This is a genomic window from Arcobacter acticola (assembly GCF_013177675.1).
Taxonomy (GTDB): domain Bacteria; phylum Campylobacterota; class Campylobacteria; order Campylobacterales; family Arcobacteraceae; genus Aliarcobacter; species Aliarcobacter acticola.
The window spans coordinates 2230337-2248259 of sequence record NZ_CP042652.1 but is presented as its reverse complement, the minus strand read 5'-3'; the positions used below and the strand labels follow the sequence as shown (position 1 = coordinate 2248259).

At 26.9% G+C, this 17923-nt stretch carries 18 protein-coding genes; 11 read left to right on the top strand and 7 right to left on the bottom strand.

The genetic code is table 11. The features are described from left to right. Positions 1–30: 30 nt before the first annotated feature. The 3 genes from AACT_RS11510 to AACT_RS11500 all read left to right on the top strand — a co-directional run bounded on the left by AACT_RS11510 (position 31) and on the right by AACT_RS11500 (position 1532). Positions 31–912 (top strand): ORF6N domain-containing protein, encoded by an 882-nt coding sequence (locus AACT_RS11510; protein WP_172127051.1) that lies wholly within the window; start codon positions 31–33, stop codon positions 910–912. Between the two features lie 82 nt (positions 913–994). After that, a complete protein-coding gene (locus AACT_RS11505; RefSeq protein WP_172127049.1) occupies positions 995–1261 on the top strand; it encodes a hypothetical protein in 267 nt (88 codons plus the stop codon). Then, the gene (locus tag AACT_RS11500; RefSeq protein ID WP_172127047.1) at positions 1248–1532 is read left to right on the top strand and encodes a type II toxin-antitoxin system RelE/ParE family toxin; all 285 of its coding nucleotides are present in this window, start codon (positions 1248–1250) and stop codon (positions 1530–1532) included. The genes AACT_RS11505 and AACT_RS11500 overlap by 14 nt, the downstream gene beginning before the upstream one ends. A 78-nt stretch (positions 1533–1610) precedes the next feature. Here the strand turns inward: AACT_RS11500 and AACT_RS11495 are convergent, their stop codons facing one another. The 4 genes from AACT_RS11495 to AACT_RS11480 all read right to left on the bottom strand — a co-directional run bounded on the left by AACT_RS11495 (position 1611) and on the right by AACT_RS11480 (position 4569). Then, positions 1611–2483 (bottom strand): hypothetical protein, encoded by an 873-nt coding sequence (locus AACT_RS11495; protein WP_172127045.1) that lies wholly within the window; start codon positions 2481–2483, stop codon positions 1611–1613. A 7-nt stretch (positions 2484–2490) separates the two neighbouring features. Then, on the bottom strand, positions 2491–3573 hold the full coding sequence (locus tag AACT_RS11490; protein WP_172127043.1) for a hypothetical protein: 1083 nt from the start codon (positions 3571–3573) through the stop codon (positions 2491–2493). Beyond that, positions 3570–4289 carry a hypothetical protein gene (locus tag AACT_RS11485; RefSeq protein WP_172127041.1) on the bottom strand — a complete coding sequence of 240 codons (720 nt, stop codon included), beginning with the start codon at positions 4287–4289 and terminating at the stop codon, positions 3570–3572. Before AACT_RS11485 ends, AACT_RS11490 begins: the two co-directional genes overlap by 4 nt. A gap of 91 nt (positions 4290–4380) precedes the next feature. Beyond that, positions 4381–4569 (bottom strand): hypothetical protein, encoded by a 189-nt coding sequence (locus AACT_RS11480; RefSeq protein ID WP_172127039.1) that lies wholly within the window; start codon positions 4567–4569, stop codon positions 4381–4383. A 157-nt stretch (positions 4570–4726) separates the two neighbouring features. On the opposite strand from AACT_RS11480, the gene AACT_RS11475 reads away from it, so the two are divergent. Together AACT_RS11475 and AACT_RS11470 are read left to right on the top strand one after the other, a co-directional pair. Then, entirely contained in the window at positions 4727–6622 is a 1896-nt protein-coding gene (locus tag AACT_RS11475) for a site-specific DNA-methyltransferase (protein WP_172127038.1), read from the top strand. A 1-nt stretch (position 6623) separates the two neighbouring features. After that, on the top strand, positions 6624–9527 hold the full coding sequence (locus AACT_RS11470; RefSeq protein WP_216658198.1) for a DEAD/DEAH box helicase family protein: 2904 nt from the start codon (positions 6624–6626) through the stop codon (positions 9525–9527). A gap of 41 nt (positions 9528–9568) precedes the next feature. Here the strand turns inward: AACT_RS11470 and AACT_RS11465 are convergent, their stop codons facing one another. Both AACT_RS11465 and AACT_RS11460 read right to left on the bottom strand, forming a co-directional pair. Beyond that, positions 9569–11059, bottom strand: a complete 1491-nt coding sequence (locus AACT_RS11465) for a PLP-dependent transferase (RefSeq protein WP_172127036.1) — start codon at positions 11057–11059, stop codon at positions 9569–9571. Between the two features lie 11 nt (positions 11060–11070). Continuing rightward, on the bottom strand, positions 11071–12225 hold the full coding sequence (locus AACT_RS11460; RefSeq protein WP_172127034.1) for a trans-sulfuration enzyme family protein: 1155 nt from the start codon (positions 12223–12225) through the stop codon (positions 11071–11073). A gap of 131 nt (positions 12226–12356) precedes the next feature. Between AACT_RS11460 and AACT_RS11455 the strand changes: the two genes are divergently transcribed. The 6 genes from AACT_RS11455 to AACT_RS11430 all read left to right on the top strand — a co-directional run bounded on the left by AACT_RS11455 (position 12357) and on the right by AACT_RS11430 (position 17425). Further along, positions 12357–12524, top strand: a complete 168-nt coding sequence (locus AACT_RS11455) for a hypothetical protein (protein ID WP_172127032.1) — start codon at positions 12357–12359, stop codon at positions 12522–12524. Between the two features lie 120 nt (positions 12525–12644). Continuing rightward, on the top strand, positions 12645–13430 hold the full coding sequence (locus AACT_RS11450; RefSeq protein ID WP_216658197.1) for a substrate-binding periplasmic protein: 786 nt from the start codon (positions 12645–12647) through the stop codon (positions 13428–13430). Between the two features lie 4 nt (positions 13431–13434). Further along, positions 13435–15909 (top strand): PAS domain S-box protein, encoded by a 2475-nt coding sequence (locus tag AACT_RS11445; RefSeq protein WP_172127030.1) that lies wholly within the window; start codon positions 13435–13437, stop codon positions 15907–15909. 54 nt (positions 15910–15963) lie between these two features. After that, complete coding sequence (locus AACT_RS11440; RefSeq protein ID WP_172127029.1) at positions 15964–16314, top strand: hypothetical protein; 351 nt, start codon at positions 15964–15966, stop codon at positions 16312–16314. 26 nt (positions 16315–16340) lie between these two features. Then, entirely contained in the window at positions 16341–16979 is a 639-nt protein-coding gene (locus tag AACT_RS11435) for a L,D-transpeptidase (protein WP_172127028.1), read from the top strand. Between the two features lie 38 nt (positions 16980–17017). Continuing rightward, complete coding sequence (locus AACT_RS11430; protein WP_172127027.1) at positions 17018–17425, top strand: rhodanese-like domain-containing protein; 408 nt, start codon at positions 17018–17020, stop codon at positions 17423–17425. 15 nt (positions 17426–17440) lie between these two features. Here the strand turns inward: AACT_RS11430 and AACT_RS11425 are convergent, their stop codons facing one another. Next, positions 17441–17920, bottom strand: a complete 480-nt coding sequence (locus tag AACT_RS11425; protein ID WP_172127026.1) for a YaeQ family protein — start codon at positions 17918–17920, stop codon at positions 17441–17443. Positions 17921–17923: the final 3 nt, after the last annotated feature.

Below are 17923 nucleotides of genomic sequence, written 5' to 3'. Positions count from 1 at the left end.
ATTAAAAAAATAAATAGTTGGGACTTAGAGATGAATCAAATAACAACAATAAATATACAAAACCTACAAGATAAAATCTACACTATCCGTGGATTTCAAGTGATGCTTGATAGAGATTTAGCAGTACTTTATCAAGTTGAAACAAGAGCATTAAAACAAGCGGTAAAAAGGAATATTGATAGATTTCCCAATGACTTTATGTTTGAACTAAACGATGAGGAGATTGATTTCTTGGTATCACAATCTGTGATACCATCAAAAAAATCTTTTGGAGGAGCTAAACCATTTGTTTTTACAGAGCAAGGTGTATCTTCTTTATCTACTGTGCTAACAAGTAAAATTGCTATAGAAATACATATAAATATTATGAGAGCTTTTGTAAATATGCGAAAACTCATCAATTCAAATAATTTAATATACGCTAGGATAGAAACTTTAGAAAAACAACAAATCTATTATCAACTTAAAACAGATGCAAAAATAGAACAAGTTTTAAATGCACTAGAAAACAAAACTCAAAAACCTAGTGAAGGGATATTTTATGACGGACAGATTTATGATGCTTATGCTTTTATAAATGATTTACTTAAAAGTGCAAAAAGTGAAGTATTGCTAATAGATAATTATATCAATGATACAGTATTTACACTTTTCAGCAAATATCAAAATTTGCAAATAAAAATATATACCCAAAGTATCTCAAAACAGTTGAATCTAGACTTTCAAAAATATAGCTCTCAATATAAAAATATAGAACTAAAAGAGTTCAAAAAAGCTCATGATAGATTTCTTATTATTGATAAAAAAGAGATTTATCATGTTGGAGCTAGTCTTAAAGACTTGGGCAAAAAATGGTTTGCTTTTTCAAAGTTTGAGATGGAAGCTTTGGAAGTTTTAGAGAAGCTAAAATGAAGTAAAAGAGGGGATTGAGAAAATTGAGTTTATGTGATTTTATATTCAAAATAAGATACAATAAAATAAAAAAGAGGTAGAAATGAAAACTATACAGCTTCAAGTAGAAGATGATAACTATGAGTCATTTTTAACTATTATTAAAAGTCTAAAAAAGGGTATGGTTAAAAATCTTGCAGTAAAAGAAGAAGATTTCGTAGTTGATGATTTTGAACAAACAAAAATCTATTTTCAGAAATCTTTAGAAAATATAGAAAATGGTAATACTCAGCTACTATCAGAAGAACAATACACAAATCAAATGAATAACTTCAAGAAAAATCTCAAGTCTAAATATGCAAATAATTAGGGATATTAGTTATCTTCAAAAACTTCAATCTATCATGGAATTTATAGCACAAGATAGTGTGAATCTGGCTATAAAATTTCAAGTAGAGTTGGATGAAATTATAGATGATATTCCAAATATGCCTTTTAAATATAGAAAATCAATCTACTTCAATAATAACAACATAAGAGATCTTATCTTTAAAGGATATGTAGTACCTTATAAGATTGATACTGCTAAAAATCAAATTATTATCATCGGTATAAACAAATATATGGAAAAATTAATTTAGTTTTTTTCTAAAAAGATTGGGTTTGTGTGATTTTAGATAAATTTTCCTATAATATTTTTAAGTATTTGGGCTGGAAGTTTAGACTTCTTTGCTCGTCCCTTGGGGACAATTTAAAGCCTTGCCTTTTGTTTTAATATATTTGCTAAGGTTATTTAATTCTTTTTTTGCACCCAGTTTTCCTAATGAATAGGCATAAATTGACAAAAAATCAAAATCATTTTTATTTTCTTCAAATAATTCTTTAATCACTTTGATATATTTTTTATTACCGATTCTGCCTACTGCATGTACAAATTCAAATGGATACATTGAATATATTTTTAAAACTTCATTTTGTTCATTGAGAATAAGATTTTGGATTAATCTTGCTTTCCAGTATTTATTGTCTGTTTTTTCAAGAATAGATATAATAATTTCTAAATCAAGTTTTACAGAAGAAAAAATAATTGATTTGAGAGATTCTTCTTCTCTTTTTTTTAAATATAATTCTAAAAGTAAATTTATTTGATTTTTTGTAAGCAAGTCTTTACAAATGGATTTATATGCAATTTTTCTTCCTGATTTTCTTGTCGAATTTATAAAAATATCAAAATATTTATGTCTTAGATGTGATGGTAGATATACAATTAATCGTCTAATAAAATTTTCAAATTTTATTTTATCTTTAGTCGTTAAATTTGTATATTTATTTATAAGTTTATCTATAGAATCTATAAGTAAATTACAATCTTTAACTGTTAATTTCAACTCATTTAATCTGTAAAAATAATTTTCTACAAAAGTGTCTATTTGATAATTGGATAGTTCTTCAATTAGTTTAGAAGTAGGTAAACATCTAAATTTAGCATACTCAATAGTTTGCTCAAGTTCTTTAAGTTTATATTCTAATTCAAAATTTTCTGTTATTAAATTGTTTTTTTCTATCTCAAAAATATTTACTAGTCTTTCCATTTTTAAGTCATTCTTTAAATGAGTATTCTTTATTATGATGAAAATATTTATATAAGCTTTTATTTTGGTTTTCAAAGTTTTCTTTTTGAGTTTTTTCTTCTACCAAAGTATCATTTAATCTTTTGATTTCTTCATCTGAATAATATTTTTTTAGTAAATTATTGACAATATCAATATTTAGTATTTCTTCATAAATATATCTATGTCCTATTAATTCAGGTTTTTGTTTGATTACACTAGATATTAAGTTTTTAAATTTCTGATTATTATTTAATTTTAGTTCACATTTTGCAAGATATAAATCTAAAAAGGTACTATCCATATTTGGGTAATTCCTTTTATAATCTTGAATAGTTTTTTTACACATTTTATAATTTTTACTAAAATAAAAGCAAACTATCTTATTTTGAAAGTTAAGTTTTTCTAGTAATTTATGTGTATAAATAATTGTTGTAACTAATTCAATGTATAATAAGTATAGTTGATAAAAGTTATTTGTTTGAGATTCAAGAGAATATGGTATTGGCAATACTTTATTATTTTCATAATTGATAAATAGTGGAGTTTTATCCAATTGTATTTTTTCAATTTGTTGTCTTAATTTATTCAATAATAAAATTTCATCAACTGAACAATAATCATAAAGCGAAATAATATGTTGTAGTAAAGCATTAATTTTGTTTAAATGACCTTCTAGCTTATCCCCTATTATCATCATGTATGGAGCCAAATTTTTATCGAGTAAAAAATTATTATTTGAAACCTTATTTTGTAAAGCTATATTAAAATCTTTTTTTGATAGCTGATTTCCTCTCATTTTATCTTGATAATAAGAAGGTGATTTTTCGTAATGTCTAAAAATGAGATCAAAAGTAATAGTTAAATTAAAATATATAGAACTCATATCAGTTTCAATAATTGGTCTGAGTTTATTTTTTCTTTTATTAAATGGTATGGTTACAAATATATGGTTAAAAATTACAGCAGCGATGATTGATAAGAAAATACTCTCAAATATACTACTTTCAATTATTTTGGAAAACAGGTCTATTTTATCAGTGTAGTAAAGTTTAAACACATTTTCAATCACGATATACTCTTTTCAAATTGAATAAATTTTTTATCTGGATATTGTGATTTTGCAAAGTTAAATAATTTTGATGTTACATCTTCTAATTGTTGATATGTTCTATATACATGTATATACATATAATCTGTTCCTGAAACTAATCCATTTATTTTATTAATATCCATTTCAGTTTTTAATTCATCTAATGTAAATTTTTTATTATCAATATCTTTTAACTCCATCTCAGGAGTGACTTTATTGATAAAGTAAATTGACCTTTGATTTATTGTTTCTATGGCTTGTTCAAAACTTTCTTGCACGATAAAGAGTTCATGTAATAAATTTAAATCTTCGGTATCTAAAATAAAAGATAGTTCTTCAAAGTTAAATTTTAAATCATTATATGGATTTGTTTTCCATGCTTGTATTTGAAATGCTCTTACGATAGGTTCTTTTTCTTTTACTTTTTCTAAATCAATTTTAAACATTGTCATTGCATTAATTTGCCTTAATAAAATAAATAATGCTTTATTAAGTGAATTAATTTTTTGTTTTTCTTCTTTTTTGTTTTCTTTATTTATTTGTAGTTTATATGCTCCCCATGCACCAGATAATGCACCAGCAAATGCAGTTACAACAGTTATAATATTTGATGAATTAATGATTTTTAAAAAAGTTAAATCACTCAAGAGTAGAGAAGATACTAATATTAGAAATAGAATATTGACCCATATCATTGAATATTTCCTAATGAATTTTCTTAAATTATACCACCAAAAATAATAAAAGCAAAAGAATATGTCAAATTGCAATGTTTTGGATAAATATTTACTTCTTGGTTTTAAACTCTTCTTCTAAAGCTTTCAGTTCATCGGCATTTTGTTGAGCTTTTTTCACGGCATCTTCAAATGCGAAGCCTTTCATTATTATTTCGTACAGTTTTGGTTTTTCTTTTTTCCAGTTTCTTAAAGTCATTGGGGTAATTTTTAATAATCCTGCCATATCTCTTTGTGTCATATTTTTAACCTTTTTTAGTAAAAAATTAACCCAAAAGTATTAATTAAACAACAAGCAATATATTTGCTTTATAATTAAACTTTAAAATATATATTTGCCTTTTAAGATATAAAAAGATAATATCTTTTCCCAAATCTTAAAAAAAGAGAAAAATATTATGCCTTTATCATTAATAGAAGAGTTACCAAAAATAGTAAAAGAGGGTCGGGCAGAAGTTGCTCGAATACTTGAACGAATCAATAGTGGAAATGCTTTGGCTTTACAAACCAATGAGTTAGTTTTACCCTCAAAAGATATAAGCGGACTTTATCGTGGAGAGGTTCCATCTGTTGATGAAAATGAAGAGTGGAAAAATAGGCTGATTTATGGGGATAATATTTTGGTGATGCAAGGACTTCTTGCGGGAGATAGTGCAAGTGGGTTAAAGAGTATGAGAGGAAAAATAGACTTAATCTATATTGACCCACCTTTTGACTCAAAGGCTGATTATCGGACAAAAATCACTTTACCAAATGTAAATCTAAATCAAAAACCAACTGTAATAGAGCAGTTTGCCTATGCTGATACTTGGAAAGATGGAACGGTTAGTTATCTTAAAATGATATATCCACGACTTGCACTTATGAGAGAACTTTTGAGTGAAAAAGGCTCAATATATGTGCATATTGATTGGCATGTTGGGCATTATGTGAAAATTCTACTTGATGATATTTTTGGAAAGAATAATTTTGTGAATGAAATTATTTGGAATTATTCTTGGGGAATTAGAACAGATAGCAGATGGAATAGAAAACACGATAATATTTTTATGTATTCTAAAAATACTGATAATATAATATTTAATGCACAAGAAGTTTTAGAAGAGCGACAAATAAGTGATGCAACTGCAAACAGATTAAAATATAAAGGTGCATTAATCACAGATGGAAATAAAGGTAGAGGGGATAGTGAATTAGCTTTACCAACTGATGTTTGGTACATTGCAACTATAAATGGTATGGCTAAAGAAAAAGTAGATTACTCAACTCAAAAACCAGAAAAATTATTAGAAAAAATTATCAAAGCATCATCAAACGAAAATTCAATAGTAGCTGACTTCTTTGGAGGAAGTGGTACAACTGCATCGGTTGCTGAAAAGTTAGGCAGAAGATGGATAAGTAGTGATATTGGAAAACCATCTATTATGGTGCAAAGAAAAAGGCTGATTGACAATGAAGTGAAACCATTTTTATATCAATCTATCGGCGATTATCAAAAAGAAGCATTTGAGTCTAGCAAACTTTATAAACGAATCGGAGATTTATCACAAGTTGTGATTTCACTTTTTAGTGATGATAGTGGCTCTGGTGCTTTGGGATTTGGAGATGAACATCCACGAAATTTGGGATATATCAAAGATAAAAAAACTTTGGTTTTTATAGATAGTCCTAGTCGCCTCACTGGATTTGCTACTTTGAAAAAAGCTATTGAATTTAGAGATAACTTTTTGGGTGGTTGGGAAAAAGTTGTAGTTTTAGGATGGAATTTTGCCTATGATATAAGTAGTGCTATAAATGAACTAAATGACTCTAAACTTGAAGTTTTAGTTATACCTCCTGATTTACTTGACAAACTAAAATCAAAAGCCACATATAAAAAACTTGTAGATAGTGGAAAAATTAGATTTAGCTCACTTCAATATTTAACTATAAAACCAATAGAAAAAACAGTTTATGATGATACTATTGAAGAGTTAATAATCAAACTTGATAACTATATTCTTTTAAGTCCTGATAATATTCCCCTTGATGAAAATGATAAAAAATCTCTTCAACAACTTATGGCTACAGACCCTCTTGCACTTATTGAGTATTGGAGTATTGACCCTGATTTTGACGGGGTTACTTTTAGGAGTAAATGGCAAGATTATAGGGAAAATACTGCAAATGATGGTGATCCACTTCATGTGATTTATAGTGCTAAAATAATGGTTCCAAAAAAAGATAAAAGAGTTGTTTGTATTAAGGCTGTTGATGTTTTTGGTTTTGAATCTATGGTAAAAGAGGAGATATAAAATGCCTATGCCTATAAATACTCTAACAGGTGAAATACCTTTAAAACTTGCTCTTAGTATCTCAAAAATAGTAAATGAACTTTGGGAAAGTGGAGAGTTTCTAACTCTTGTTACTCCTGTAAGTGCTGATTTATTAAAATTTTGGTTTTGTGAACCTCACACAACACAACGAGAAATAAATTTTCATAGAGGGCAAAAACAAGCTATTTTAAATACTATTTATCTACATGAGATACTCAAAATAAACTCTGTTTTAGAGATTTATGAAAAATGCGACAAAGAACTTATCTTAAAACTAAACTTTGAATTTTTAACTAAAGAGAAATACAATATCCCAAAATACGCTATGAAAATGGCAACAGGTACAGGTAAAACTTGGGTTATGAATGCACTTTTTATTTGGCAATATCTAAATGCAAGAGCTGAAAAAGAAAAAAGCGGAAGATACTCAAAAAACTTTTTGCTTATAGCTCCAGGGCTTATAGTATATGAAAGATTGCTTGATAGTTATATGGGAAAACAGGGAGTTGATGGAAGTAGAGATGTAAATACAAGTGATATTTTCAAAAATAAAGAGCTTTTTGTATCACAAAAATATGAGATGACAATCAAAGCTTTTTTATCTTCAAGTGTAGTAAACAAAGATGAAATAGGCAAAAAAATCACAAGTGATGGGATGTTGGCTATTTCAAATTGGCATTTGTTTATGGGAAAAGAAGAAGCCCAAGAGATAAGCCCACTTGATGACCCAAGCGGTGTGATAGCTGATATTTTTCCAGCACGTCCTGGAATAAGTGCAGGAAATAGTCTTGAAACTCTTGATAATGCTTATTTTAGTGGTGGTGAAATAGAATACTTAGCTGGGCTAGATGATTTAGTTGTTATGAATGATGAAGCACATCATATCCATGAAAATAAAACAGCAGGGGAAATTCAAGAGGTAGAATGGCAAAAATCTTTGAATTTTATAGCCAAAAATAAGGGAACTAAATTTATTCAAATAGATTTTTCAGCAACGCCTTATGATACTACAGGAAGTGGGCAAAATAGGGCAAAACACTATTTCCCTCATGTTGTTGTGGATTTTGATTTGAATAGTGCCATAAAAGATGGTTTAGTAAAAATGATAACCATTGATAAAAGAAAAGAGTTATCTACTTTGGAGTTAGACTTTAAAGCCCTAAGAGATGAAGGTTCAAATAAAGTTATAGGTCTAAGTGATGGTCAAAAAATCATGATACAAGCAGGACTTACAAAACTAAATATTTTAGAAAAAGATTTTTCTACACTTGACAATCCAAAACATCCAAAAATGCTAATTATGTGTGAAGATACAGAAGTTGTGAGATTTGTAGAAGATTTTTTAGTGGAAATTGGACTTAAAAGTGATGAATTTATGGGTGTTCATTCTAAAAAAAATGGAGAAATAGCAAAAGATGAATGGGCTAGTTTAAAACAAAAACTTTTTAATCTTGATGTTTATGAAAATCCAAAAGTTGTAATTTCTGTTTTGATGTTAAAAGAGGGATTTGATGTATCAAATGTTTGTGTGATAGTGCCATTGAGGTCAAACCAATCTTCTATTTTACTTGAACAAACTATTGGTCGAGGGCTTCGACTTATGTATCGAGGAGCTGAATTTGAAGATGAAAAACAACAAAATAGACAAAGAGTTTTAAAAGAAAAACTAAGTCCTAGCTCTTATTTGGATGTTTTAAGTATCATTGAACATCCTGCCTTTACGCAGTTTTATGGTGATTTACTTTCAAGTGATGAATTTGGTTTTGATGAAAATGAACCAATTGAGGGAACAAGTACAGGCGATATGATAAAAGTAGGACTAAAAGAGAATTATCAAGATTTTGATATGGCTTTTTTAGAGATTATAAAAGATGAAGAGGAAGAATTAAGCACTCCAAATATAAATGTAAATGATTTGCCACCTTATACTTATCATAGCTTAGAACAACTCAAATCATGGACTGTCAGAGGGGAAGTTTTTCATAGTGAAGAATTGACTGTTAAAACAACGTTTGGAGATTATAGTATCAGTGCTGATTTGTTTAGTGCAAACTCTTATAATGAATATTTGCAAAAATTACTGGAGATTTTGACCCACAAAATGGGACAGTTAAAGTTACGAGGACATAACCGAGCTTTACCATCAATGCAAATATATCAACCGCAACTTTTAGGAGTTTTGGATAAATATATAAGAACCAAACTTTTTGCACAAGAGTTTAATCCTTTTTTAGATGAGAGTTGGCGAGTTTTGATGTTAAAAAATGCAAATATCACAACACATATTACAAATGAGATAAATAGACTTATTTACAATATGCAAAATAGTACAACTTATATAAAACCACTTGTAAATAAAATATATTTTTCAAAAGTTAGTAGCTTAAATATGAGGGCAAATTTTTCGCTAGATTTACAAAAAACAATATATGAAAAAACATCATATCCATCAAATAAAGGCGGATTTGAAAAAGCATTTTTAGAGTTTTTGGATAAAGATAGCAAAGTGTTAAAATTTATCAAAATTTTAGAGTTCAAACACGATTTTGCAACTATTAGTTACTTTAGAGATGATGGATTGATGGCTAGTTATTATCCTGATTTTATGATAGAAACGCAAAAAAATATATATTTAGTGGAGACAAAATCCGATAAAGATTTAAAAGATGTCAATGTAAAACAAAAACAAAAATCAACAATAGACTTTGTAAAAAGGATAAATAATTTAAGTGAAGATTTAAGAGAGTTTAAAACTTGGAATTATTTACTTTTAGGTGAAACGCAGTTTTACTCACTAGTAAAAAGTGGAGCTGATATTGAAGATTTGGCAAATAGTGCAAAGATGAATGAAGCTACATTTACGGGGAATTTATTCGACTTATAAAAAACAATCCACAAGTTTTAAAAAGCTTGTGGATTTTCTAGTCAAACTCTCTCAAACTCATTTATAATATCATTTATATCTTCACATCCAACAGAGATTCTAAGAAGATTTATTGGAAGTCCAATTTTTTCTAAAAATTCATTTCCACTTTTTGTCAAAATCAAATCATAATGTGCCAAATAAGTATAAGGCATTAAAAGTGTAAATTCAGTTCCCAAACTAGGACCTTTTGCAAAGTTTAATTTGTCATATATCTCTTTGAAATCTTTTTTAAATGTCACAGAAATAATACCTGTTAAAGAGTTCTCATCAATCATTAGTTTTTGATAGTTTGAGGCATATTTTGGATTTAAACAATAAAAAATCTCATCTATAAAAGGTGCTTTTTTAAAATACTCAACTAGAAGTTTTGTATTTTTTGATATTACTTTCATTCTTTTTTCATAATCTTTTATTTGAAAAGCTAATCTTTGAATATCTTTGATATATGGCTCATCGGCGTGTTTGAAAAACTCTTGAGACATCATAGAGATTTTTGAGTTTTCATTTAAAATTAATGCACCCATTAAAACATCTGCATTCCCACAAGCGAACTTTGTAAGTGATTCTATATAAATATCTGCATAGGGTTTTAAATCAAGATTGTATGGTGTTGCAAAAGTTGCATCTATTACTAAAACAATATTATATTTTAAACAAAGCTCTTTTAATCTTACTAAATCTACCGTTTGAAGTAGGGGATTTGTTGGAATTTCTGTGATTATTGCTGAAATTGTATGACCATTTGTTTTTAGATATTCTTCTAGTAAATCAAGATTATTAATATCATAAAAGATTTTATTTTCATCAAAATAGTGCTCAACTATATTCATAGTATCAAGGTATAACCATCCAAGTTGAATTAGTTTATTTTTGCCATTTCGCTCTTGGATTGGTTTTAATCCTTTTAGCGCACAATAAACTGCATTCATTCCAGATGGTGTTAAACAGATATTTTGTTTTGGTTGTTTATATGCCTTTGCTAACTCACTTATAACAATCTCTTTTGCAATAGTTTTATTTTCAAGTTCTTCTTGGTGAATATTATTTAATAATCCAATTTCAAATAGATAATCTTGAGCTAGTCTTGAAGATAAGTTATATCCAACGTGTTGAATAAACTTTAAAACTTTTTGTAGTTGTGTTGTTCCATTTTGAACTAAAATCACTCCAAAAGGTTCATTTATTTCTATTTTATTGTGAATAAAATATTTGCTACTTACCACATCAACAGCTTTTTGTGAGCTTAAAAGTACAACTTCATAGGCATTTGAAACTTTGTATTTCTCTTTTATATGAGAAGCTAGGATTTTTAAATATGGATGCATCACAAATCTTGGATATGCACTTTTTATTTTCTCTAAAATTTCTGGTGTTTGCTCTTCATAATCAATAACATCTTGAAGTTCTGGCATAGAAACAGAAACTGCGTGAATGTTATTTAAAGGTAATGTTTGTCCACAAGGAATATGACTAAAAATTGATTGACTCATCTATGTTTTTTCTACTTCTTTACAGCTTGTTTTATATCAGCGATTAAATCTTCAACATTTTCTAAACCAATAGAAAATCTAACCGTACTATCACTTATTCCAATGGCAGCTAGTTCTTCTTTTGAAAAAGATGCATGGGAAATTTTTGCAGGAATTTCAACTCTGCTATCTGGACTTCCAAATGAACATTTTTCTCCAAAAAGTTTTGTATTTTCTATAAAACTCTCAGCTAATTCAATACTGTTAAAATCTACACAAAATAGACCTGGAATATAAGCCATTTGGCTTTTTGCTAAGTCATATTGAGGATGTGATTTTAAAGCTGGATGAGTTACTTTTACTATGTAATCTTGCTCTTCTAAAAACTTAGCAATTAATATAGAGTTTTTTTCATGTTCAGCCATTCTTACTTTTAATGTTGGAATTCCTAGACTGATTAAATAGACATCCATAGGATTTTGACTTCTTCCGTGAGCATTTGCATAGTAGTGGATTTTGTCACTTAGCTCTTCTGTTTTTGCAACGATTGCACCAGCAACCACAGCTCCATGACCTGAAATATATTTTGTAGTTGAAAATAGTGAAAAATCAGCTCCAAGCTCTAAAGGTCTTTGAGAAATAAAAGTTGCAAGGGAATTATCAACTGCAAATAGGGCATTGTATTTATGTGTTAAATCTGCTACTTTTTTTAAATCTATGATTTTAAGACCTGGATTTGTAGGACTTTCACATAAAACTAAGTCAATAGGATTTGTTGCTAAAATATGCTCTAAATTTTCAAAATCTAAAAAATCTGCAAAATGAACAGTAACATTATATTTTTCTTTAAAGATTTTTAATAATCTAAATGTCCCACCATAACAATCAGCTTCCACTAAAATATGAGAATTTGCTTTTAAAACTGTTTCAAATAAAAGTGATACACAAGCTATTCCTGTATGTGTACACACACATCCTGCACCTCTCTCAACATGAGTGAAAAGGTTTTCTAAAACTTCACGTGTAGGATTATCACTTCTTGTATAATCATATATTTTATCACCCTTTTGCTTTTTTAAATCAAAAGTCCCTGTGTTATAAATTGGGAAATGTGAAGCGCCACTTACATCATCAAATGGTGCAAATGAAGCCATATGGCATAAAGATGTTTCTATTTGTTTAGTCATAATTATCCTAAAATTTTTAGGCAATTGTACCCAAAGTCATATTAATAAAATGAGAAAAAAATTTAATTGTATTTCATATAAAAAAATGATATAAGTATATTAATAAAATAGTATTTGAGGAGATATAAGCTATGATTAAAATTATATTATTAGTTATTCTTATGATTTTATTTCAAGGATGTGCAACATGGAGCGGTGTAAAACAAGATACAAATGATGCTTGGAATGTGACAAAAGATACTTCAAAAGGTGTATATAAATCTGTTAAAAAATCAATAAATGAAGCTACAAGTGACTAAAATAAGATGAAATGACAAAATATTAATATTAAATGAAATATAAAAACTACAAATTTTCTTTTTAGTTGTTTAATCTTTTTTTATATATAATGTATTTAATTAGTATAAAAAGGCTTTAAAGTGATTCTTAAAAAAATTATTATTTCATTATTTTTCTTTCAACTCTTTTTGTTTGCACAAGAGAGTAGATTGGATAAAATATTATTAGAAAAGAGCATAAAAGTATGTGTTTGGCCTGAATATTTTGGTATTAGTTATTTGGATAATAGAACACAAAAACTTGTTGGAATCGATGTTGATTTAGCTAAAGAATTAGCTAAAGATTTAAAGGTTAATTTAGAGTTTGTAGCGAGTTCGTTTCCTAAATTTATTTCAGATATTACTGAAGATAGATGTGATATTGCAATGTTTGCAATAGGAAATACAGAATCTAGACGTGAAAAAGTAAGATTTACTACACCTCACTTACAAAGCGATATTTATGCAATTACTACAAAAAATAATAAAAAAATAGAAAACTGGGATGATATTGATAAAGAAGGAGTGATTGTTGCTGTTGCAAAGGGAACATACCACGAGCCTGTAATGAGAGAAAAATTAAAAAATGCTCAATTATTAGTTGTTGATAGTATGCACGCAAGAGAACAAGAGGTTCAATCAGGACGTGCAGATGTTTTTATGACTGATTACCCTTTTGGAAAAAGAATGTTAGCTAAAACCGATTGGGCAAAACTTATTAAACCTAGTTCTACTTATCATTTAACACCATACGCTTGGACTCTTGCTTATGGAGATGATAAGTTTTATAATCGAATAGAAAAGTTTATTTCTGATATAAAGATTGATGGTAGATTATATGAGATTGCTAAACATAATGAATTAAATCCAATAGTAAAAATAAAGTAATAATTTGAAAAAAGACAATCTAAGTACCTCACAAAAAATAATTTTAATTAGCTTAATACTTTTTATTATTGTTCTTACTATAATCTCAACAACAACTAATTTATTAAAAAAAGATGCAGAAGAATCCCATAAAAATATAGCAAATATTTATAATAAAACTTTTTCTGAACATTTTAATAATAGTATCTATAATATTGAGTTATTTATAAATGGTCTGGAAGTTATATATTTAGAAAATGAAGATGAAAAAATCATTGATGATTATTTATTAAAATATTTAAGAGAAAATCCATATATTAGATCTATTAATATTTTAGATGAAGAAATAATTACTAAAAGTACAAATAAATCTAATTTAGGTTTATTTGTAGTTACAGATGAATTCTACCCTAAACCTATTTTTAAAAAAGATATTTTACGATTTGGAAACTCCTTTGTAGGAAGAGATTTTTATGAAGGTAAAGAGATAACAAATCAGCTTGAGTATTCAAATAAAGAGTCTCTTTTCCTTCCTATATCGAAGCTTGTTCATCTTGAGAATAAAAATTATATAGTTTTATTAGCATTAAATATTGAGCAGTTTTTAAATAAATATAATCAAAATTTAGAAAAAGAATCAGCTCATATGGAAGTTTTAAATTTTGATGGTGAAGTTTTATTTTCAAATGATAAATTTATAAAAATAGGTGAGAAACTATTAGATGATGAGATTTTAGATGTTTTAAATGAAAGAAATAGTTATTTAGGAATTAAAGAATTTAAGTCAGTAAATAAAAATATTATTTCAATTGAAAATATAAAAGATTATCCACTATCGCTATTACTTCGTTTTGATTATGAAAAAAGCCTTGAAAACTGGGAAGAAAAAAGATTAAATTTTTTATTTATTATCTCTCTTCTTTTGGTGTTTATTATTATATTGATATTAATTTTTATAATAAGAAATGATAAAACTAAGCAAGAAGAGATAGAAACTCATAAGCTAAAAATACAAAGTCAAAAAAGATTTAAGATACTTTTTGAACAAACTCATTTTTTTTCTTTTATTTTAAATGAAGATGGAAAAATCAATAAGATAAATAATACAGTATTGTCTTTTTTAGGAAATACTAAAGATAATTACATAGGGGTTTATATTTGGGATTTATATTGTTTTAATAATGAATGTAAAATTTGGCTAGAAAATGCAATAAAAAATCGTGAAAACGATATTGAAAAAGAGTTAGTAATAACTAATTTAGATTCTAAAAGAAAATATATTGATATTACTATTAACTCAATTATTATTGATGATAAAAAAGAATTAGTACTTTTTGGAAGAGATATAAGTGAAAAGAAAGAACATGAACGAGAATTAATACAAGCCTATCAAGTATTTAAAAACACCCATGATGGAATTATGATTACAGATGATAAAAATAAAATAATAAATGTAAATGATGCTTTTATGCGTTGTACAGGATATAAATTAGAAGAAGTACTAAATCAAAATCCTAGTATTTTAAGATCTGAAAAAAATAACCCAAATTTCTATGAAGATATGTGGAAAGAGTTAGTAGAAAATAATTATTGGGATGGTGAAATAGTCAATAAGAAAAAAGATGGAACGTCATATGTAGAAAAACTTACAATCAGTGCTGTTTATAATAAAAAAAATAAATTGACAAACTATATTGGTATTTTTTCAGATATTTCAAAACAAAAACAACAAGAAGAGATTATAAAAGAAAAAGAAAGAATGCTTTTCCAACAATCAAAAATGGCATCAATGGGAGAGATGTTAGGAAATATCGCCCATCAATGGAGACAGCCTTTAAGTGTGATTAGTGTGGCAGCTGGAGCTGTTAAACTGGGGCACGAATATGAGGGAACGTATGGGGAAAAAGAAATCATAGATTTTCTTGATTCTATTAATAATTCTACTCAATATTTATCTGAAACTATAGATGATTTTAGAAATTTCTTTACACAAGATATTGAAAATAATGATTTTGATTGTGTAAATGCTATCAATAAGACTTTGAAATTATTGTCATCAGATTTTAAATATAAAGAAATAAATATTATTTTTAAAAGAATTGAATCTGATAATATTTTTGCAAGCGAAAATGAATTTAAGCAAGTAATGATGAATATTTTTAATAATGCAAAATATGTATTACTTGAAAAAGTTTTAGATGAAAAGAAATATATATTTATAGATGTTTATATAGAAGGTAGTTATATAAATATAGATGTTGTTGATAATGCAGGAGGTATTGATGAAAATATTATAGATAAAATATTTGAACCATATTTCACTACAAAACATAAAAGTATTGGTACTGGAATCGGCTTATATATGGTTGAAGAAATTTTAACTAAACATATGAATGGTGAAATTAGTGCAATAAATGAAAATTATATTTATGAAGACCTGCCTTATAAAGGAGCAAAGTTTTCTATAAAAATACCCATATCTAAAAATATAAAAATTTAAATTTACTTTCTAGTTTTTATCTGATAAAATTGTAAAAAATAAAAAGGAATTATTATGTTTATTAAAAAAATGATTATAACATTTTCAATTATAGCTTTTATAGGAACTTCATTATATGCTAAACAACAAGATCCTGACATGATAAGTTATAAGGATTATAAAGAAAAGAAAGTAACTTCAAGCTCAACAAAAAAAGTAAATAATGATAAAAAAGTTGTTACAGCTACTAAAAAAGTAGAAAAGAAACCAGCGAAAAAATTCGCAACTATGGCTTTTCTAAAAAAAGGAACAATGATTAATACAAATAAATATGAAAATATCAAATATACAGATCTTTATAGAATTGAAAATAAAGTATATAGAATATCAAGAAAAGACAACGAAATACTTGCTGTTTTAAATTAATAATATAGTGATTAAGTAAGATTTTTATGTATAGATTTTTTTTCATTTTAATATTACTTAAATCACTAATAATTGCATCTGAAGTAAAATATTTAGAAGAAATAAAAACTATTGGTAGTCAGCTAATAGATAAATTTACCCCTGAAATAGCTCCTGTAAGAAAAGTTGATAACCTTCTATCTCCTTTTAGCTATTTTGATACACTACTAATTGTTGTAAACTCTAAAAATAATATAATGACCGTAAGTGGAAAAAGTAAAAGAGGTCTTAAACTTCTAAAAAGCTATAAAGTATCAACAGCAAAAAAAGATATAAAAAAACCTTTAGGTGAGGGAAATATAACTTCTATTGCCTTAAATCCTGTTTGGTATCCAACTTCTGATACTATAGAAAGTTTTAAAAAAAGAGGAATAGATTTACCAACAGTAGTTCCAGGTGGAGATAAGTTGAACTATATGGGTTCAGCAAAAATAAACCTAACTCATAGGGTTGATGGAAAAGATACCTTTAGAATACATGGAACTCTTAGTGAAAAAACAATAGGTTCTTATGAATCAGCTGGTTGTATAAGAATGAAAAATGAAGAAGTTGTGCAACTAGTAGAAATCTTAAATGAATTTATAGACTTTAAAAGTATAAATGATATAAAAGTAATTTTGAAATAAAAATATTATAGAATAAAATAAAATCAAAGGAAAAATAAATGCTAAGAATTTTTGTACTTTTATCACTATTTTTTGCTGCATTATTTGCAGACTTAAAAGTAGTTAATGAGAATGAATTAACTCAAATGCAAAATAAAAATGTAGTTGTTATTGATATAAGAACATTGGGTGAATGGAAAGAATATGGAATTATTGAAAATGCTAAGCCAATAACTTTTTTTGATGAAAAAGGAAATTATGATATTACAAAATGGCTTAGTGAATTTTCAAAATATGTAAAAGACAAAAATCAAGCATTTGTAATATATTGCGCCCATGCTAATAGAACTAAAATGCTAGGAAATTTTCTAAATAAACAAGTAGGTTATACAAATGTTTATGAATTAGAAGGTGGAATAAATTATGGATGGATTGATAAAGGTAAAAAAACAGTAGAGTATAAATAGTAAGGTTAAATAACCTTACTTACATACTCTTTGAGTAATAGTTGTACTTGTATCTTTTTCTATTAACGTAAGTTCACTATCGCTGATATTACATTGTAAATTCATACCTCTTTTTGCTAGTTCTATTATTTCTTCATCAAGATTAAGATGTACAATAGATAGGTTTTTAAATCGTGAAAGAATACCTTCAATCTGAGCAAACCATGGTGTTGCCATATTTTCTTGATATGTATAAATTATAACTTTTTTAGAACGTCCACAAGCTTTTTTGATACGTTTTTCATCAGGCTGACCTAAATCAATCCAAAGTTCAATATCTCCATCTAAAGCTTTTTCCCATAAATCAGGCTCATCATCTTGATCAATACCTTTACAAAATACTAAATCTTCATTTGCATTTAAAATAAATGCAACTAAACGAGCCATTAATCTTAGTTCCGTTTCACTTGGATGTAAGGCAAGTGTTAAATTCCTGACTTTCTCATATGGACACACACT